The following is a 17,217-nucleotide window of genomic DNA, read 5'->3' as shown; positions in this document are numbered from 1 at the left end:
AGGAGACGTGCTCGGTCGGCATGAGGATCCACAGGATCGGGTAGACCAGGCTGCTGGCTGCCGGGCAGCACCAGCAGGATCAGCAGGAAGAGCAGCCGAGCCGGCCACGGGTCGATGCCGAACCGTCGTCCGAGGCCCGCGCAGACACCGCCGAGCACCCGACCCTGGATCGGCCGTACGAGGCCCTGCTCGGCCAAGCTGTCGTGGATCGTGCCCATCGTCGTCCCCTGCCTTGTTCGTCCGACCTGCTCTGGTACGTCCAGGATGCTCGGCCCGGGGGCGCGGGCGCATCGGGGAGCACCCCGAGTTCCACCCTGAGCGGAGTCCCTCGTTCCCCTGGCCGCGGACGCCTAGGCTCTCGGGGAGGCCGTGCTAGGTTCGGCGCCACGCCTGCTTGACCATCCCGTGACCATTGAGCGTGCTGGACGTGAAGGACGACGATGACCGACGCAGCACCCCTGCAACCCCCGGCTCCCCAGTCGGTGTTCACGCTCGAGGCGCCCGCCCCGGCGGCCCCGGTGTCCACCACCCAGGCGCCCGCGATGGCGCCCAAGATCGACGCGGCCGCGCTGCCGGGTCTGGACGCCAAGGTCGACGCCTACGTCACCAGCCTCATGGCCGCGCAGCCCGGGTCCCCCGAGCTGACGGCGAAGGCGGACGACATCCGGCTGATGGGCGACGCGGACATCCGCGCGGCGGCGGACAGCTCGAACCGGCTCCTGCAGACGCCCGTCAAGGCCATGCGCGACGGCGGCGTGTCCGGGACGTCGCAGATCAGCAAGTCGCTGCTCGACCTGCGCAAGACAGTCGAGGACCTGGACCCGAGCGAGGCGTCCGTCGGCAAGAAGCTGCTGGGGCTGATCCCGTTCGGCGACTCGCTCACCGACTACTTCCGCCGGTACGAGAGTCGCAGAAGCAGATCGACGGGATCGTGCGCGCGCTGTACAACGGCCAGGACGAGCTGCGCAAGGACAATGCCGCGCTCAACCTGGAGAAGCAGCACCTCTGGGACACCATGGGCCGGCTGCACCAGTACATCTACGTGGCCGAGTCGCTGGACACACGGCTGTCCGCGACGATCGCGCAGCTCGACGCAACGGATCCCGAGCGCGCCAAGGCGTTGCGCCAGGACGTGCTGTTCTACGTGCGGCAGAAGCACCAGGACCTGCTCACCCAGCTCGCCGTGAGCATCCAGGGCTACCTGGCGATCGACATCATCATCAAGAACAACCTCGAGCTCATCAAGGGCGTCGACCGCGCGACGACGACCACGGTGTCGGCCCTGCGCACGGCCGTGATCGTGGCCCAGGCGCTGAACAACCAGAAGCTGGTGCTCGACCAGATCACCGCGCTGAACACGACGACCTCGGGACTGATCGCGTCGACGGCGAAGATGCTCAAGGAGCAGTCGGCGGGCATCCAGCAGCAGGCCGCCAGCGCCACGGTCGGGCTCGCCCAGCTGCAGCAGGCGTTCAGCGACATCTACGCGACGATGGACTCGATCGACGACTTCAAGGTCAAGGCGCTCGACTCGATGGCCCAGACGGTCGGGGTGCTGCAGACCGAGACCACCAAGGCCCAGACGTACCTCGACCGGGTGCGCAAGGCCGACACCACCGAGGTGGCCGGCGGTTCGCTCGACCTCGGCCTGAGCTGAACCTTGCCTGTCTCTCGAGGAGCGAGCGCTGGATGAGCTGGTTCGGACGCCTGAGGGGGCGGCGCCCAGAAGCTCGAGGTGGTGACCGACCCGCCCGCGCCGACGTCGGCCGAGATCGTCGCGTCCGCGCACGCGGTCGAGCAGCAGATCGTCGGCCGGGTACCCGCCGCCGTGACCGCCCGCGTGCACGCCATCTCGCGGACCGTGGAGGAGATGGCGCCACGGCTCGACCGCCTCGGGGCGGGGAGCCAGCAGGCGTTCACCGTCGTCGCGACCGCGACGAGCTACCTGCCGGAGGCGGTCGGCGGCTACCTGCGCCTCCCCCGCGACTTCGCCGACCGGCGGGTGGTGTCGAAGGGGAAGACGTCCTTGATGCTCCTGTGCGACCAGCTCGACCTGCTCGACCTCACGCTCGACAAGATCTCCGAGGCCGTCTCGCGGCAGGACGCCGACGCGCTGGTCGCGCACGGCATGTTCCTGGCCGAGAAGTTCGGCGGCGGCTCCGGGTTGGAGCTGGCGCCGGACGCGGGACTCGACACCCCTCACGTGGAGCAGCCATGAACCTGACCGAGGCGCTCGACGCGCTGGAGCGTGCCGGCCTCGCCGCCGGTCTGGACGGGGGCGCCGCCCGCGACGAGGGCGCCCGGCTGTCCGCGGCGGTCGCGGAGTCGATCACGGGCGCACCGGCCGCGTGGCTGGCCGCGGTGGGGTCCCCCGACGCGTCGTACGGCGCCTTCTTCGAGGCCGCGGCCAGCGCGCGACGATGGCGCACCTCCCCCACGGACCTGCTGACCGGCCTCGCCGGGACGCCGGCCGCGACGGGCTACTCGGCGGCACTCGTGGAGGTCGTCTCGGCGGCCTGCGACCTCGGGGACGCGGGCATCGACGTCATCGCGCGGGCCTCAGCGACGGCCGCGGTGCAGCGGTCCGTCGCTCCGGGCGCGCCGCCCGCCGTTGCCCTGCCAGGACCGGTGGCACCGACGGCGAAGCCGTCCGCCGCGGACGCGCCGCCCGAGCGCACGCTCGACGACCTGCTGGCGGAGCTCGACGCGCTCGTCGGTCTCGCGGCCGTCAAGGAGCAGATCCGCCAGCAGACGCTCTGCGGATCGAGCGGCTCCGGACCGAGGCAGGCCTCACGACGCCGACCCTCACACGGCACCTGGTCTTCCTGGGCAACCCCGGGACGGGCAAGACGACGGTCGCCCGCCTGGTCGCGGGCATCTACCGGGCGCTCGGGCTGCTCGCCAAGGGGCACCTGGTCGAGGTCGACCGCTCCGAGCTGGTGGCCGGGTACCTCGGGCAGACGGCGGTGAAGACCTCCGAGGTCGTCGCCACGGCGCTCGGCGGCGTGCTGTTCATCGACGAGGCGTACGGCCTCGCCGAGGACCAGTACGGAGCGGAGGCCGTGAACACGCTGGTCAAGGACATGGAGGACCACCGCGACGACCTCGTCGTCATCGTCGCGGGCTACCCCCGGCCGATGGCGAGCTTCCTGGCCACCAACCCGGGGCTCGAGAGCAGGTTCGCGACGACGGTCGAGTTCGCCGACTACTCCGACGCCGAGCTGCGCGAGATCTTCGAGCGGTCCGCCCGCTCCGCCGACTTCGAGCCGACCACCGAGACTCTCGGCCGGTTCGCCGAGATCGCCTCGACGCAGATCCGGGACGAGGGGTTCGGCAACGGTCGCTACGTCCGCAACGTGCTCGACCAGGCGATCGTCAGGCACGCCTGGCGACTGCGAGACGTTGAGCAACCGACCGTGGACCAGCTGCGGCTGCTGCTCCCGGAGGACCTCGTCGACGCCCCCGACGAGCCCGTCGCACCACCCGCCGCCGAGCCGACCCACATCGAGGAGCCCGCGTGACGCAGACGGTCGCACCACCGTTGCTCGTTCCCGTGCCCGAGCCTGCCCCCGCGCAGACGAGGCGTGCCTCCGCACTGAGCAGGACCCCCGGCCGGATGCGCGTCGCGGGGGTCGTCGCCGTCCTGGCCTCGCTCGCGGTCGGCGTGCTCGGGGTGCAGACGGGGCTCGCCCAGTCGCGGGCCTTGGCCAGTGCCGACGCCGACACCCGCCAGCTCGTGGGCATCCAGGACGTGCGCAACGACCTGGTGGTCGCGGACGCCACGGCGACCAACGCGTTCCTCGTCGGCGGCCTGGAGCCCCCGGCCCAGCGGGCGAAGTACGACGCGGCGATCGCCTCGGCCGCGACCGGGCTGGCGCAGCTGGCCGGCTCCAACCAGGCGGACGCCGAGCTGCTGGGCAAGGCGACGGCGGGCCTGACCACGTACACCGGGCTGGTCGAGCAGGCCCGGGCGAACAACCGGCAGGGCTTCCCGGTCGGCGCGGCCTACCTGGACCAGGCGTCGTCGGTGCTCCGCTCCGACGTCCTTCCCGAGCTGGACTCGCTGGTGAAGACGAACTCCGACCGGGTCGACTCGTCGTTCGACGCCGTGAGCGAGACGCCGTGGCTGCTCACGCTCGGGCTGATCGCGCTCGTCGCGTTCGTGGTCGTGCAGAGCTGGCTGGCCCGGCGCACGCACCGCCGGCTCAACTCCGGCCTGTTCTGGGCCACGATCCTGACGCTGGTGGCCAGTGCCGCCGGGGCGCTCGTCCTGGCCACCACCGCCCAGCACTCCGCGAGCGTCCGGACCGGGTCCTACGCCGACACGGTGGCCGTCTCCCAGGCTTACTCGCTGGCCAACGACGCCAAGTCGATGGAGTCGTTCACGCTGATCAAGCGAGGCTCGGGGCAGGCGTACGAGAAGATCTTCCAGACCGAGACGGCCCAGGCACGCACCCTGCTCGCGGGCGTCGACGACGCACTGGTCCAGTCGCTCGACGCGTGGACCGCCGAGCACCAGAAGATCCGCGCGCTCGACGACGCCGGCCAGTGGGACCAGGCTGTCGCCCTGGCGATCAGCCTCGCGCCGGACTCGCCGAACGCCGCCTTCGACGCCTTCTCGACCGCCGCCACCGGCAGCGTCGAGGCCAGCGCCACCGCCACCCAGGACGCGCTGTCCGGGGCCGGCACGGCGGCCGTGCTGGTCGGCTGGCTGATCCTGCTGGCCGGGCTCGTGGCGGCCGTCCTGAGCTGGCGCGGCATCTCGCGGCGGGTGGAGGAGTACCGATGAGGCGCAGCCTGCTCGCCCTCGGCGCGGTGGCCGCAGTCGCGGTCCTCGTCCTTTCCGGGTGCGACCCGTCGAGCACCCCGCAACCGCAGGCCACGGCGACCCCCACACCGACCGCAGCACCCGCTGCTCCGGCGGTGGTGTGCGACGACGCGACCACGTCGTACGCCCCCGACGGCGGCGTCGCGATCCCGGCCGGCAGCACGATGCAGGCGATCAAGACCCGCGGCTCGTTGATCGTCGGGGTCTCGGCGGACACGCTGCTCATGGGCTCGCGGAACCCGCTGTCCGGGCAGATCGAGGGCTTCGACATCGACGTGCTGCACCTCGTGTCGGCCGCGATCTTCGACGGCGACCCGAACCGGCTGCAGTTCCGCGTCATCACCTCGGCGCAGCGGCTCGACGTGCTGAAGAACCACGAGGTCGACCTGGTCGCCCGCACGTTCACGATGAACTGCGCGCGCTGGCAGGACATCGCGTTCTCGGCCGAGTACCTGCAGGCCGGGCAGAAGGTGCTGGTGACCCGCGACTCGACGGCCACGAGCATCGACGACCTGTCCGGGAAGAAGGTCTGCGCGCCGGAGGACACCACCACGCTGGACCGCCTCAAGCAGAGCTATCCGAAGATCACGGCCGTGAGCGCACCCACCCACACGCAGTGCCTGGTCCTGTTCCAGGAGGGCCGTGTGGACGGGATCACCGGCGACGACACGGTCCTGGCCGGGTTCGCCGCACAGGACCCGTACGCCAAGGTCGTCGGCCAGGCCTTCAGCTCCGAGCCGTACGGCGTCGGAGTGGCGGCGGACCAGGTGGACCTGGTCCGGTTCGTGAACGCGGTCCTGGACCAGGCGAAGACGGACGGCACCTGGGCAGCGATGTACGACCGCTGGCTGCACGCCCTCGGGCCGGCACCGGTGCCGCCGGCGTCGGTCTACGGACGGACCCCGTGACGACGCCCGACGCCCCCGACGCACCCGGGCGGCTGGGCGAGCCGATCCCGGCGCCCGAGCTGCTCACCTACCTCGGCGGCCTGGACGCCTGGCTGACGGACCGCCGCACCGAGCTGGACCGCCTCGACGCGGCCGCGCAGGCCTCCCCCACGGGCGAGTCCTACACGGCGGACGTGCTCCTCGCGCTCACCATGTGGCAGGCCATCCGCACGCGGGCCGACGAGCTGCTGGTGGTGTGGGACTCGGGCCGGGCGGACGCCGTCGGCCGCGAGAAGATGTCCCGCCTGGTCTGGGGCCGGCTCGACTCGGGCCTCGGTTCGGCGCTCGTGTCGCTCGTCGAGGCCGTCACGCTCTGCGACGCGATGATCGCCAAGGTGCGCGCACGGCTGTCGTTCGACCCGGACAGCGCCGACCAGGCCGAGCGGTTCCGCGGCCTGCGGGCGGGGCTGGTGCGCTGCGAGGACCTGGCGGGGACGGACGCGACCGCCGCCGAGCGCGTCGTCGCGCTGCGGCAGCGCGAGCAGAAGCTGGTCACGCAGGCGGCCCGCGGCGCGGACGTGACCGGCCCGCTCGGCGAGCTCGAGGCGGACGCCGCGCGCGCCGAACGTGACCTCATCGTGCACGTGTCCCAGCGCCGGACCCTCGAGAAGGGCCGTGCCGACGCGGCCGCGACGCTCGCCGCGCTCGAGATGCGCGAGCCGACGCTGCACGAGCTGGCCGAGCGGTGCCGCAGGGAGATCGCGACGCCTCCCAAGCTCGCCGTCCCCGACGTGTCGCGACTGGGTGCGGTGCCGGACACGCGCCAGGAGCTGGACGCCTTCGTCGACCGGCTGGCCGCCGTCGGCCGGGCGTTCGAGGCGGTCGCCGACGCCTACTCGGCACCCCTGCGCGAGCGTGCGGAGCTGCGCTACAAGCTGACCGGTGCCCACGCCGCCGCCGACACGAACGGCCGCAGCGCGTCGCCGACCGTGCGGTCCGGCTACGAGGAGGCGCACGCCGCGGTGACCGCCACCCCCTGCGACGTCACGATGGCGCGCTACCTCGTCGAGCAGTACCTCTACCTGACCCGCGACCTGCCCACGGCAGCACAGGAGGGATCGCGATGACCGCCATCCACTGCACCGAGCTCGGCTGTGACGGCGTCTACGAGGACGGCTGGTGCAACGTCTGCGGCTCGCCGCAGTCCGCCGGCTCCGGGCCCGCGTCGGCGACGACCCTGCTCGGGACGGGCGTGTCCCAGTCGACCCAGTCCACCTGGACCCCGACCGGCGACGAGGAGGCCGAGCGGTCGACCCGCACCGGCCGCACCAGCTCCAGCCGGTTGGCGACCGCCGCGCTGGGCTCCGCGCGCACGGTCGCCATGACCAGCCGCCCGACCCGCCGCGTCGGCAGCACCTCGACCCGCCTGCGCGGTGCACGGCTCGGCGCAGGGCTGACGACCGTCCCCGCGGCACCGCTCCAGGATCCGCTGCAAGCCGTCATGGCCGTCGCCGAGGTGCCGGAGCGCAAGCGCTTCTGCCCGTCGTGCGGCCACGAGGTCGGGCGCACCCGGGACGGCGTGCCGGGCCGGTCTGCCGGGTTCTGCCCGCAGTGCGGCACCCACTTCGACTTCGCCCCGGCGCTCAACCCGGGCGACCTGGTCGGCGGGCAGTACGAGGTGGTGGGCTGCCTGGCGCACGGCGGGCTCGGGTGGATCTACCTGGCCCGCGACCGCAACGTCTCGGGCCGGTGGGTGGTGCTCAAGGGTCTGCTCAACTCCGGCGACCCCGACGCGTACGCGGCCGCGATCTCCGAGCGGCAGTTCCTGGCCGAGGTCGAGCATCCCCTGATCGTCGAGATCTACAACTTCGTGATGCACGAGGGCGCCGGCTACACGGTGATGGAGTTCGTCGGCGGCCGTTCGCTGAAGCAGATCCTGCAGGATCGTCGCGACGCCAGCTCCGGGGTGAACAGCCCGCTCCCGGTCGACCAGGCGCTCGCCTTCGTGCTCGAGATCCTGCCCGCGTTCGCGTACCTGCACGACCTCGGGCTGCTGTTCTGCGACTTCAAGCCCGACAACGTGATCCAGCAGGGCGACTCGGTCAAGCTGATCGACCTCGGCGGCGTGCGACGGCTGGACGACCTGCAGTCCGCGATCTTCGGCACGATCGGGTATCAGGCACCCGAGGTCCCGGAGGTCGGTCCGTCCGTGTCGTCGGACATCTACACGATCGGCCGCACGCTCGCGACGCTCGTGCTCGACTTCCGCGGCAACACCACCACCTTCGCGTCGTCGCTCCCCTCGGTGGCCGACACCCCGGTCTTCCAGAAGTACGACTCCTTCTACCGGCTGCTGGCCAAGGCGTGCGCGGCCGACCCGTCGGACCGGTTCGCGACCGTGGACGAGCTGCGCGCCCAGGTGCTGGGGGTCCTGCGCGAGGTGGTCGCCACCGACCGCGGGCCCGGCAGCCCGGCGCTCTACTCGGCCGCCTCGATGCTCTTCGAGTCGCCCGCGTCGGACGAGGCGGGTCACCCGCTCGCCTGGCACCAGCTGCCCGAGCTCAAGGTCGACGCGAGCGACCCGTCGGCGAGCTGGCTCTCCGGCGTGAACGTGAGCGACCCGGTGCAACGGCTCAGCGCGCTCGACGAGGCGCCCGAGGACTCCGTCGAGGTCCGGCTGCGGCGGGCCAGCACCGCCATCGAGGCCGGCCGGCAGGACCTCCTGAGCGACACCCTGGCCCAGATGCTTGCCGACGACCCCTGGGAGTGGCGCGCCGCGTGGCTCGGTGGGCTCTCGCAGTGGCCACCGACGACCCGGTCTCGGCGCGGGCGTCGTTCAACGCCGTCTACGGCCAGGTGCCCGGCGAGCTCGCGCCGAAGCTCGCCCTCGCCACGGCTTGCGAACGCAGCGGCGAACCTGACATCGCCGAGTCCCTGTACGTCACCTGCGCCCGCGCCGACGCCAACTACACGGCTCCCGCAGCGTTCGGCCTGGCGCGCATCCGCAGCGCGCGCGGTGACCTCGACGGGGCGCTGCACGCGCTCGACCTCGTCGCGCCGACGCGGAAGCCTCCTACGTCGACGCACGCATGATGCGCGCGCGCCTGCTCGCGGGGTCGACGGACGACGTGACGGCGCTGTCGCAGGCGCTGGCAAGCGTCCAGTCGGTGGTCCTGCCTCCGCTGCAGCAGGCCGAGCTGAAGGTCGACGTGCTGGGGTCCGCGCTGAGCACCGTGCTGGCCAAGGGCCCGGTCCGCAACGTCACCCTGGGCGGCGTGCCGGCGCACGAGCCGGAGCTGCGGGACGCGCTGGAGGGTGCGCTGCGGCAACTCGCCACCCTGACGGAGGACCACGACGAACGGATCGCGCTGGTCGATCGTGCGCACGAGATCCGGCGGTGGACCACGTGGTGAGCCTCGTCTGCGCCTCGTGCGGCACGGTCGCCCAGGACGGGTCCCGGTTCTGCGAGCAGTGCGGGTCGCCGCTCGCGGCGCCCGTGGCGGTCGCACCGCCCCCGGCTGCGGCGACCGTCGCCACCTGCCGTGCATGCGGCGGACCGATCGCCGACGACGGGTACTGCCAGGACTGCGGCACCCCGGCGGCCAGCGAACGGGACCACTGGGCCGAGGCCCCGTCGGCCACCCTCGGCGGCGTGTGCGACCGCGGCATCCGGCACACCAAGAACGAGGACGCGATGGCGCTCGGGCTCGCCCGAGACGCCGCCGTGCTGGTGGTCTGCGACGGGGTGTCGAGCGTGCCGGACTCCGACCTCGCCAGCCTGGCCGCGGCCCGGGCCGCGCGGGACGTGCTCGTCGGGGGCGTCGCGGCCGACGGCGGCACGGCGCGCGTCTCGGCGTGGTCCGCTCTGCTCGTCCGGGCCGCGGATGCCGCGGACCAGGCGATCGCAGCCGCGGTCGGGGACATGGGCGAGCGGCACGACCCGCCGTCGTGCACGTTCGTCGCGGCGGTCGTCGACGGGCCGCACGTGGTGGCCGGCTGGCTCGGCGACTCTCGGGTCTACTGGCTGCCCGACGCGGGTGTCCCGACGCAGCTCAGCAGCGACGACTCCGGCGCCAACGACCTCATGACGCTCGGCGTGCCGCGCGCCAAGGCCGAGTCGTCGCCCCAGGCCCACGCCATCACGCGGTGGCTAGGCGCCGACGCGAGCGACGTGGTCCCCCGCACGACCGCCACCCGCGCCCAGGGCCCCGGCTGGGTGCTCGTCTGCTCGGACGGCCTGTGGAACTACTGCTCCGAGGCCACGGCGATGGCCGCCCTCGTCCGCACCGCGCAGTCCGCCGCCGGGGGCGCACCCGAGGCGGTCGCCGCCGAGCTCGTGCGCTGGGCGAACGCACAGGGCGGGGCCGACAACATCACCGCGGCACTCACCCGCATCGGGGTCGTGCCCGCCGCGGTCACGGCCGATACTGTCCACAGCTGACCGAGCGCGCACCGAGAAGGAGCCAGACGTGGCCGAGTTCCACACCGAGGTGTTCCAGAACGAGTTCCTCCCCGAGGGCGCCACGGACGTGCACGCGATCGTCACCGTGACCAGCACGGGGGCCGGGACTGCGGGGGCCGCGTCGGCCGCGGGGACGGTCGCGGAGATCGTCATGGTGGACACGTCCGGTTCGATGCAGGGCCCGAGCATCGACGCCGCCAAGTACGCGGCACAGGTCGCGGTCGACCAGATCGCCGACGGCACCTGGTTCGCGATCATCGGCGGCAGCCACGTGGCCCAGCGCGCGTTCCCCTATCCGAACGCGCCCGTCGCGATCGTGCAGATGGAGCCCGGGGCGCGCCGCGAGGCCAAGCGCGCGATCTCGCTGATGTCCGCGTCCGGCGGCACCGCGATGAGCACCTGGCTGCGACTGGCCGACCAGGTCTTCGCGTACGTCCCGCAGGCCACGCAGCGCCACGCGATCCTGCTCACGGACGGCAAGAACGAGTCCGAGCCGCGCGACGAGCTCTCCAAGGCGATCCGGGACGTGACGGGACGGTTCCAGTGCGACGCGCGTGGCGTCGGTGCCAGGTGGGAGGTGTCCGAGCTGCGCGAGATCGCCTCCGCCCTGCTGGGGACCGTGGACCTGATCGCCGACCCGGCCGACATCGCCGAGGACTTCCGTCGCCTCGTGCAGGCATCGATGTCCAAGGGGGTCGCCGACGCCGAGCTGCGGGTCTGGGCGCCGCAGGGGGCCCAGGTGCTGTTCGTCCGCCGCGTCGCGCCGACGGTCGAGGACCTGACGGCCCGGCGCACGGAGGTGAACGCGCTCACGGGCGCCTACCCGACGGGTGCGTGGGGCGACGAGTCCCGCGACTACCACGTGGCCGTCCGGGTGCCGTCCAAGCCGATCGGGTCGGAACAGCTCGCGGCGCGCGTGCAGATCGCCGTCGGCGGGCAGGTGCTCACGTCGGCGCTGGTCAAGGCGCAGTGGTCCGACGACGACACCCTCACGGCCCGGATCAGCCCGGAGGTCGCCCACTACACCGGCCAGGCCGAACTCGCCTCGGCCATCCAGGAGGGTCTGGCGGCCAAGGCGGCGGGCGACGAGGCCACAGCCACGGTCAAGCTCGGCCGCGCCGTGCAGCTCGCCCAGGAGACCGGCAACGAGGAGGCCACGAGCCGGTTGCGTCGCGTCGTGGACATCGACGACGAGGAGAAGGGCACGGTGCGTCTCAAGCGGAACGCCGCCAAGCTCGACGAGATGGCGCTCGATACCGCGTCCACCAAGACCACCCGGGTCCGCCGGTGAGCACGGTCCAGTGCCCCAACGGTCACGCCTCCGAGTCGACGGACTACTGCGACATCTGCGGTGCGCCGATCGCGGCCGCGCCGCCCGCCGCCCCGGTCCCGGCCGACCCGCCCGCGGCGACGAGCGCCGCGACGACCTGCTCGAACTGCGGCGCACCCGCCGCGGCCGGTGCCCTGTTCTGCGAGACCTGCGGGTACGACTTCACGACGGGTTCGCTGCCGGTCGCCGCGTCGACGCCGACCCCCGTCGTCGCGCCCCCCGCATCGCCGACTCCCCCGCCCGCCGGACCCGACTCGTGGGTCGCGGAGATCTGGGTGGACCCCGACTGGTACGAGGCGCAGAAGCCCGAGGACCCCATGCCGTCCGTCGGCCTGCCGGGTCTGGTCCCGCTGCGTGAGCGCAGCGTGCTCGTCGGCCGACCGTCGGTGTCCCGCAACATCCACCCCCAGGTCGACTGCGGCGCGGACTCCGGGGTCTCCCGCCGGCACTGCCAGCTGAACACGGACGGCCAGCGATGGTGGGTCGAGGACCTGCAGTCCTCCAACGGCACCTACGTCAGCAAGCCCGGGGAGCCCGTTCCGACGATCCCGATCCCCGTCGGCCAGCGCCGCGAAGCTCGAGGACGGCGACCGGCTGTTCGTCGGCGCGTGGACGCGGATCGTGATCCGCAGGGCGCTGCCGGGCGAGGTGTAGAGCCTCCACCGCCACGTCGCGGCCGAAGGGGGACGACCCGGCCGAGGCGCCGTCTGGCCGGCGGGTGTCCTCTGCACCAAGGTGGACCCATGACTGCACCCGAGGGCGTCGCCGGGGTCTTCGACCGGGCGGCGGACACCTACGACGACGTCGGCGTCCCGTGGTTCGAGCCGATCGCGCTGGGCCTCGTCGAGGAGCTTGCCGTCCAGCCGGGTGAGCGCGTGCTCGACATCGGTTGCGGGCGCGGTGCCGCGCTGCGGCCGCTGGCGCTGGCGACGGGACCGACAGGTCACGCGCTCGGCATCGATCTCGCGCCTCGGATGGTCGAGCGGACCGCCGAGGATCTGCGCGGCCTCCCCCAGGTCGAGGTCCGGGTGGGTGACGCCCGCGCACCCGCCGTGCCCGCCGCGTCGTTCGACGTCGTGGCGTCGTCGCTCGTGCTCTTCTTCATGCCGGACCCGCCGGCCGCGCTCCGCGCGTGGGTCGCCCTGCTGGTACCGGGCGGTCGGATCGGGATCACGACCTTCGGGACGCAGGACGGTCGGTGGAGCGAGCTGGACGGCGCCTTCACCGCTTACCTGCCGCCGGCGATGCTCGACGCGCGCACGAGCGGCCTTCGCGGCCCGTTCGCCTCCGACGAGGCGATGGAGGAGCTGCTCGTCGACGCGGGCGTCGGGGGCGTCCGCACGGTGCACGGCACGGTCACCGCCGCGTTCCGCGACGCCGAGCACTACCTCGCGTTCACCTGGTCGCACGGGCAGCGCGGGATGTGGGAAGCCGTGCCGCCCGCCGAGCGTCCGGCGGTGCGCACGCTCCTGCTCGAGAGGCTGGAGCCGTTCCGCGACGGCGACGGGGCGATCCGGCTCGAGCAGGAGGTCCGCTACACGCTCGGCCAGGCCTGAACCTCGCACGGCTAGCCGAGTTGCCGGACGCACCCGACTTGTGAAGACTTTGTGCCGGTCGCTCCCCTCCTCGCGACCCGAACAGGAGCGGAGCCCATGAGCGAGCCGACCGTGACCCCCGAAGCGACCAGCCCGGAACCGGCGGTGGACGCAGCCGGCCCCACGCCTCCGGAGACCGCGGCGGCGCCGCCCACCGGAGCGGTCGGGACGGCGCGCAACATCGCTCTCGTCGCGATGCTCTTCGCCGTCGCCATGACGTTCATCGACCAGACCATCGTCGCGATCGCGTCGCCCAGCATCCAGCAGGAGCTCTCGCTCACGCGGTCGGGCACGCAGTGGGTCATCAACGCCTACCTCCTGGCCCTGGCCGCCACGTTCGCGCTGGGTGGGCGCCTCGCCGACGTCCTCGGGCACCGCCGGATGGTCATCCTCGGCATCGTCGGGTTCGCGGGCTCGTCGGCACTGTGCGGTGCGACGCCCACCGGGTCGGCCGCCGAGACCTGGATCATCACGTTCCGGGTTCTGCAGGGCGTGTCCGCGGCGATCATGATCCCGGCCGCGTTGGCCGTGGTGGTCGCCGCCTTCCCCCTGCACGAACGGGGTCGCGCGCTGGCGGTCTTCTTCGGCGTCAGCGGCGCCCTCACGGCGATCGGCCCGATCGCGGGCGGCTACCTGACCCAGTGGACCTGGCGCGCGATCTTCTGGATCAACATCCCGGTCGCGATCATCGCCCTGGTCCTCACGTTGCTGGCCAAGATCCCGCCGTCCCGTCGCCGCGAGGTCATCGACTGGGCGGGCGCAGGGCTCGTGGCGCTCGGCATGGGCCTGTCGGTCCTCGGCTTCGAGCAGGCACCCGTCTGGGGCTGGGACAGCCCGCTCACCTGGGCCTGCCTCGCCGCCGGGCTGGTGGTGCTGGTGATCTTCGCGCGGTTCGAGCTTCGTCGGCGGAGCCCGCTGATCAAGGTGCGCGTCTTCCGGGACAAGGCGTTCGTCGTCGACAACGTCGTGCTCTTCTTCTCGATGATCGCGTTCGTCCCGGCGTTCTTCTTCGCCAGCACGTACTCCCAGATCTCGCTCGGGTTCGACGCGAACGAGGCCGGTCTCTACCTGCTCGTGTTCTTCGCCGGGTTCGCGCCGGCCGCCCAGGTCGGCGGACGCATGCTCGACCGGGGTGGGGCCCGCCGCCCGATGGTGCTCGGCTCGGCGCTCGGCGCCGTCGGGTTCGCGCTGTGGGCGGACAAGCTCACCGACCTGTCGTTCAACGCGCAGTGGCCCTACATCGTCATGGCGGGTGCCGGCATCGGCCTGCTGCTCGGACCGGCCAGCACGGACGCCGTGAACCGCGCCATCGACGCGTCGTACGGCGAGGTCACCGGCATCACGCAGACGGTCCGCAACTACGGTTCCGCGCTCGGCATCGCGGTGCTGGGCACCGTGCTCGCGACCGTGCTGACCAGCCGGCTCACCGACGCGCTCGTCGGCTTCGGGTTGACGCCGGACGACGCGCACTCGGTCGCGACGGCGGCCGCCCACCAGCAGAACCAGGAGGCCTTCGCGTCGGTACCCGCAGCGTTGCAACCCAAGATCCAGGATGCGGTCGCGCACTCGTTCGCGTCCGCGTCGCAGTGGGTGTTCTACGGCATGGCGATCGCGCTTGGCGTGTCGTTCCTCGCCGCCCTGCGGCATCCGCGCACGCCGCGCACGGAGGCCGCGGCATCGAGCACCGCGTCGGTCTGACCCGCCCGCCGAACGCCCGTCAGGAGGCGGCGCTGAGCGTCGGCGCGCTCGGTGACGAGCGTGAGGACCCGGCCCGCGACCTCGAGGTCGGCGGGCGGCACGTCGCCGTAGAGCCGTTGCGTGATCGCGGAGATCTGTCCGAGCACCATGCCGAACCGTTCGGCACCCGCCAGCGTCAGCGTCAGCCGGTCGTCCTCGCCAGCGACCAGGCCGAGCGCGATCACGCCGTCGACCGCGTCCTGCGCGGCCTCGTCGTCGATCTTCAGGCCGCCGACGAGGCGCCCGACGAGCTGCCCGCGATCGGCGACCCCGGCCTGGAGCTGGTTCACGGCGACCCACTGCTCGAACCGCAGGCCGGTCGATCGCAGCTGCCGTTCCAGCAGCGTGCGGGTCGCGCGCTCGGCCTGTCCGATGATCTGTCCGTTGAGCGTCATGGTCGATCCCTCGCTAGTCGTTGGTGGGACTAACGTTAGACCGCTGAACGAATGACCGCAAGACGTTCGAGCGGCGAACGATCCTGCTAGGTTCGGCGCCATGACCGGACCTTCCAGAGTCGCAGCGCTGCCCAGCTGGCTGCTGACCCAGACGGCGGCCCATGCCCATCGCCTGCTCGTGGAGCGGCTGTCTGCGATCGGCGCCCGGGGGTACGACTACCGCATCCTCGCGGCACTGGCCGAGCACGGCCCGACCAGCCAGGCGGACCTGGGTCGCGGCACGGGCATCCACCTGAGCGACATGGTCGGCTGCCTGAACGACCTCGAGACCGCGGGCCACGTCCAACGCCTGCCCGACCCGGCCGACCGACGTCGTAACGTCGTGACGATCACGGGGCCGGGCCGGGAACGGATGCAGATGCTGGCTGTGCAGGCCGACCTCGTCCAGGAGGACCTCCTGGCTCCCCTGTCCGCCGACGAGCGCGCGCAGCTGACCGGTCTGCTCACGCGGTTGCTGGCCCACCACGACGCACCGGGCTAGGCGTCGCGGCTGATCAGCGCCAGCCCGCCGAGCAGGGCCGCGACCAGCGCGTATCCCCCGAGGAGCGCCAACCCGGGCCACGCGCCGATGTGCAGGGCCCCGAGGTCGCGGGTCGCCTGGACGGCCAGACCGGCGTCCATCGGCGCGAACCGGTGGATCCGGTCCTGCCAGTCGGCGTCGACAGCCATGGCGAGAAGGGGCGCGACGAACAACGCTGCCAGCACGATCGTCACGGCGGCTGCCGTGTCCCGCACGATCAGTGCGGTCCCGGCGCTGAGCACCGCGACCAGGACGAGGTAGACGACGGTCCCCACGGCCGCACGGGTGGCCAGGGCGTCGAACCCCGCGTCCGGGTAGCCCGAGGCCGCGGTGAACCCTCGACCGGCCAGCAGGCCGCGCCCGACCACGACAGCGGCGAGCACGCCGACGCCGCCGGCGACGAGGGTGGACGCCGAGACCACGACCAGCTTGGCGCAGACGACGACCGCGCGTCGTGGCACGGCGGCGAGCGTCGTCGTGATCGTCTCGGTGGCGTACTCGGAGCCCACGACGAGGACCGCGAGGGCGGCAACGCCCGCCTGCGCCAGCCGCACTCCCGTCAGGCTCAGCTTGACGGTGTCGCACGTGCCGCTGCAGGCGTCGGTGTCGAGCGTCCCGGTGATCGCGGCCGCGAGCCCCACCATCGACACCACGACGAAGGCCAGCAGCCACCAGGTGCTCGCCAGCGTGCGGGCCTTGGTCCACTCCGCGTGCAGCGCAGGCCCGAACCCGCTCATGCGTCGCGGCTCCGCAGCTGCCACCAGGAGAGCCCCATGCCGACGGCGGCGTAGACGAGGACCACCGCGATGCCGACTCCGGCACCGATGAGCGCCCAGGGTTCTGCGAGCCCGTCGGTCGGCGGCTTCGACCGCATCGTCGCGAGGCCGCCGGCCAGGGTCGTGTACATGAGCCACCTCGGCGAGGTGCCGGGCAACACCGTCCCGGCGATCAGCGGGAGCAGCAGCAGGACGATCGTGAGCGTGATCGCGGGTGCGCTTCGCCGCAGCAGCATGCCTGCAGCCAGCGCGACGAGCGTGACCGCGGTCATGAACGCTGCGGTCAGCAGCAGGGTCCGTGCGACCGCCGGGTCGGCCAGCGACGGGTCGGGGAAGGCGGGCGGTGCCATGCCGTTGCCCTGCAGGATGGGGACCGCGACGAGGAAGGACACGACCACCGCGACCAGGCTGAGCACGTACGTGGCCGCACCGAGCACGATCGCCTTCGCCGCCATCACCCGGCCGCGTCGCGGCGTGGCCGTGACGGTCGTCCGGATCAGACCGCGCCGGTACTCCGAGGTACCGAACAGGACGCCGAGGCAGATCAGGGCCAGCACCCCGGGGATCACACCGAGCAGGGTCGACTCCACGATGTCGTCGTCGGGCGCCTGAGGCCCCACCTTGCCG

15 protein-coding genes and 3 pseudogenes are annotated in these 17,217 nt (G+C 72.7%); 14 read left to right on the top strand and 4 right to left on the bottom strand.

The window, feature by feature from the left end:
* Positions 1-116 precede the first annotated feature (116 nt).
* Positions 117-218: pseudogene (locus AC38ZX_RS10505) on the bottom strand (PspC domain-containing protein); the annotation flags it as partial.
* A 222-nt stretch (positions 219-440) separates the two neighbouring features.
* Here AC38ZX_RS10505 and AC38ZX_RS10500 point away from each other — a divergent pair.
* From AC38ZX_RS10500 to AC38ZX_RS10440, 13 genes and pseudogenes are all read left to right on the top strand, one after another.
* Positions 441-1,657, top strand: a pseudogene (locus AC38ZX_RS10500) (toxic anion resistance protein).
* Between the two features lie 81 nt (positions 1,658-1,738).
* On the top strand, positions 1,739-2,218 hold the full coding sequence (locus AC38ZX_RS10495; RefSeq protein ID WP_491297239.1) for a hypothetical protein: 480 nt from the start codon (positions 1,739-1,741) through the stop codon (positions 2,216-2,218).
* The gene (locus AC38ZX_RS10490; protein ID WP_491297577.1) at positions 2,215-2,970 is read left to right on the top strand and encodes a serine/threonine-protein kinase; all 756 of its coding nucleotides are present in this window, start codon (positions 2,215-2,217) and stop codon (positions 2,968-2,970) included. Before AC38ZX_RS10495 ends, AC38ZX_RS10490 begins: the two co-directional genes overlap by 4 nt.
* A complete protein-coding gene (locus AC38ZX_RS10485; protein ID WP_491297370.1) occupies positions 2,865-3,521 on the top strand; it encodes an AAA family ATPase in 657 nt (218 codons plus the stop codon). The genes AC38ZX_RS10490 and AC38ZX_RS10485 overlap by 106 nt, the downstream gene beginning before the upstream one ends.
* Positions 3,518-4,789, top strand: coding sequence for a GlnX family signal transduction membrane protein (locus AC38ZX_RS10480; protein WP_491297238.1), 1,272 nt, complete (start codon positions 3,518-3,520; stop codon positions 4,787-4,789). The genes AC38ZX_RS10485 and AC38ZX_RS10480 overlap by 4 nt, the downstream gene beginning before the upstream one ends.
* On the top strand, positions 4,786-5,736 hold the full coding sequence (locus tag AC38ZX_RS10475) for a glutamate ABC transporter substrate-binding protein (RefSeq protein ID WP_491297236.1): 951 nt from the start codon (positions 4,786-4,788) through the stop codon (positions 5,734-5,736). The genes AC38ZX_RS10480 and AC38ZX_RS10475 overlap by 4 nt, the downstream gene beginning before the upstream one ends.
* The gene (locus AC38ZX_RS10470; protein ID WP_491297235.1) at positions 5,733-6,842 is read left to right on the top strand and encodes a hypothetical protein; all 1,110 of its coding nucleotides are present in this window, start codon (positions 5,733-5,735) and stop codon (positions 6,840-6,842) included. Before AC38ZX_RS10475 ends, AC38ZX_RS10470 begins: the two co-directional genes overlap by 4 nt.
* Positions 6,839-7,918, top strand: a pseudogene (locus AC38ZX_RS10465) (serine/threonine protein kinase); the annotation flags it as partial. The gene AC38ZX_RS10470 and the pseudogene AC38ZX_RS10465, both read left to right, overlap by 4 nt.
* A gap of 161 nt (positions 7,919-8,079) precedes the next feature.
* Positions 8,080-8,808, top strand: coding sequence for a tetratricopeptide repeat protein (locus AC38ZX_RS10460; RefSeq protein ID WP_491297369.1), 729 nt, complete (start codon positions 8,080-8,082; stop codon positions 8,806-8,808).
* Positions 8,732-10,156, top strand: coding sequence for a protein phosphatase 2C domain-containing protein (locus AC38ZX_RS10455; RefSeq protein WP_491297367.1), 1,425 nt, complete (start codon positions 8,732-8,734; stop codon positions 10,154-10,156). The genes AC38ZX_RS10460 and AC38ZX_RS10455 overlap by 77 nt, the downstream gene beginning before the upstream one ends.
* Before the next feature lie 28 nt (positions 10,157-10,184).
* Entirely contained in the window at positions 10,185-11,468 is a 1,284-nt protein-coding gene (locus tag AC38ZX_RS10450; RefSeq protein ID WP_426595742.1) for a VWA domain-containing protein, read from the top strand.
* On the top strand, positions 11,465-13,063 hold the full coding sequence (locus tag AC38ZX_RS10445) for a methyltransferase domain-containing protein (RefSeq protein ID WP_491297234.1): 1,599 nt from the start codon (positions 11,465-11,467) through the stop codon (positions 13,061-13,063). The genes AC38ZX_RS10450 and AC38ZX_RS10445 overlap by 4 nt, the downstream gene beginning before the upstream one ends.
* A gap of 96 nt (positions 13,064-13,159) precedes the next feature.
* Complete coding sequence (locus AC38ZX_RS10440) at positions 13,160-14,800, top strand: MFS transporter (protein WP_491297232.1); 1,641 nt, start codon at positions 13,160-13,162, stop codon at positions 14,798-14,800.
* Here the strand turns inward: AC38ZX_RS10440 and AC38ZX_RS10435 are convergent.
* Positions 14,698-15,234 carry a hypothetical protein gene (locus tag AC38ZX_RS10435; RefSeq protein WP_491297231.1) on the bottom strand — a complete coding sequence of 179 codons (537 nt, stop codon included), beginning with the start codon at positions 15,232-15,234 and terminating at the stop codon, positions 14,698-14,700. The genes AC38ZX_RS10440 and AC38ZX_RS10435 overlap by 103 nt on opposite strands.
* Positions 15,235-15,334: 100 nt before the next feature.
* Between AC38ZX_RS10435 and AC38ZX_RS10430 the strand changes: the two genes are divergently transcribed.
* Positions 15,335-15,775 carry a MarR family winged helix-turn-helix transcriptional regulator gene (locus AC38ZX_RS10430; protein ID WP_426595735.1) on the top strand — a complete coding sequence of 147 codons (441 nt, stop codon included), beginning with the start codon at positions 15,335-15,337 and terminating at the stop codon, positions 15,773-15,775.
* On the opposite strand, the gene AC38ZX_RS10425 is transcribed toward AC38ZX_RS10430, so the two are convergent.
* Both AC38ZX_RS10425 and AC38ZX_RS10420 read right to left on the bottom strand, forming a co-directional pair.
* The gene (locus tag AC38ZX_RS10425; protein WP_491297230.1) at positions 15,772-16,551 is read right to left on the bottom strand and encodes a hypothetical protein; all 780 of its coding nucleotides are present in this window, start codon (positions 16,549-16,551) and stop codon (positions 15,772-15,774) included. The genes AC38ZX_RS10430 and AC38ZX_RS10425 overlap by 4 nt on opposite strands.
* Positions 16,548-17,180: a hypothetical protein gene (locus AC38ZX_RS10420; RefSeq protein WP_491297229.1), complete on the bottom strand. Its 633-nt coding sequence runs from the start codon at positions 17,178-17,180 to the stop codon at positions 16,548-16,550. Before AC38ZX_RS10420 ends, AC38ZX_RS10425 begins: the two co-directional genes overlap by 4 nt.
* Positions 17,181-17,217 lie beyond the last annotated feature (37 nt).

Source organism: Cellulomonas sp. McL0606 (assembly GCF_058248365.1).
This window is presented reverse-complemented; position numbering and strand designations above follow the sequence as displayed.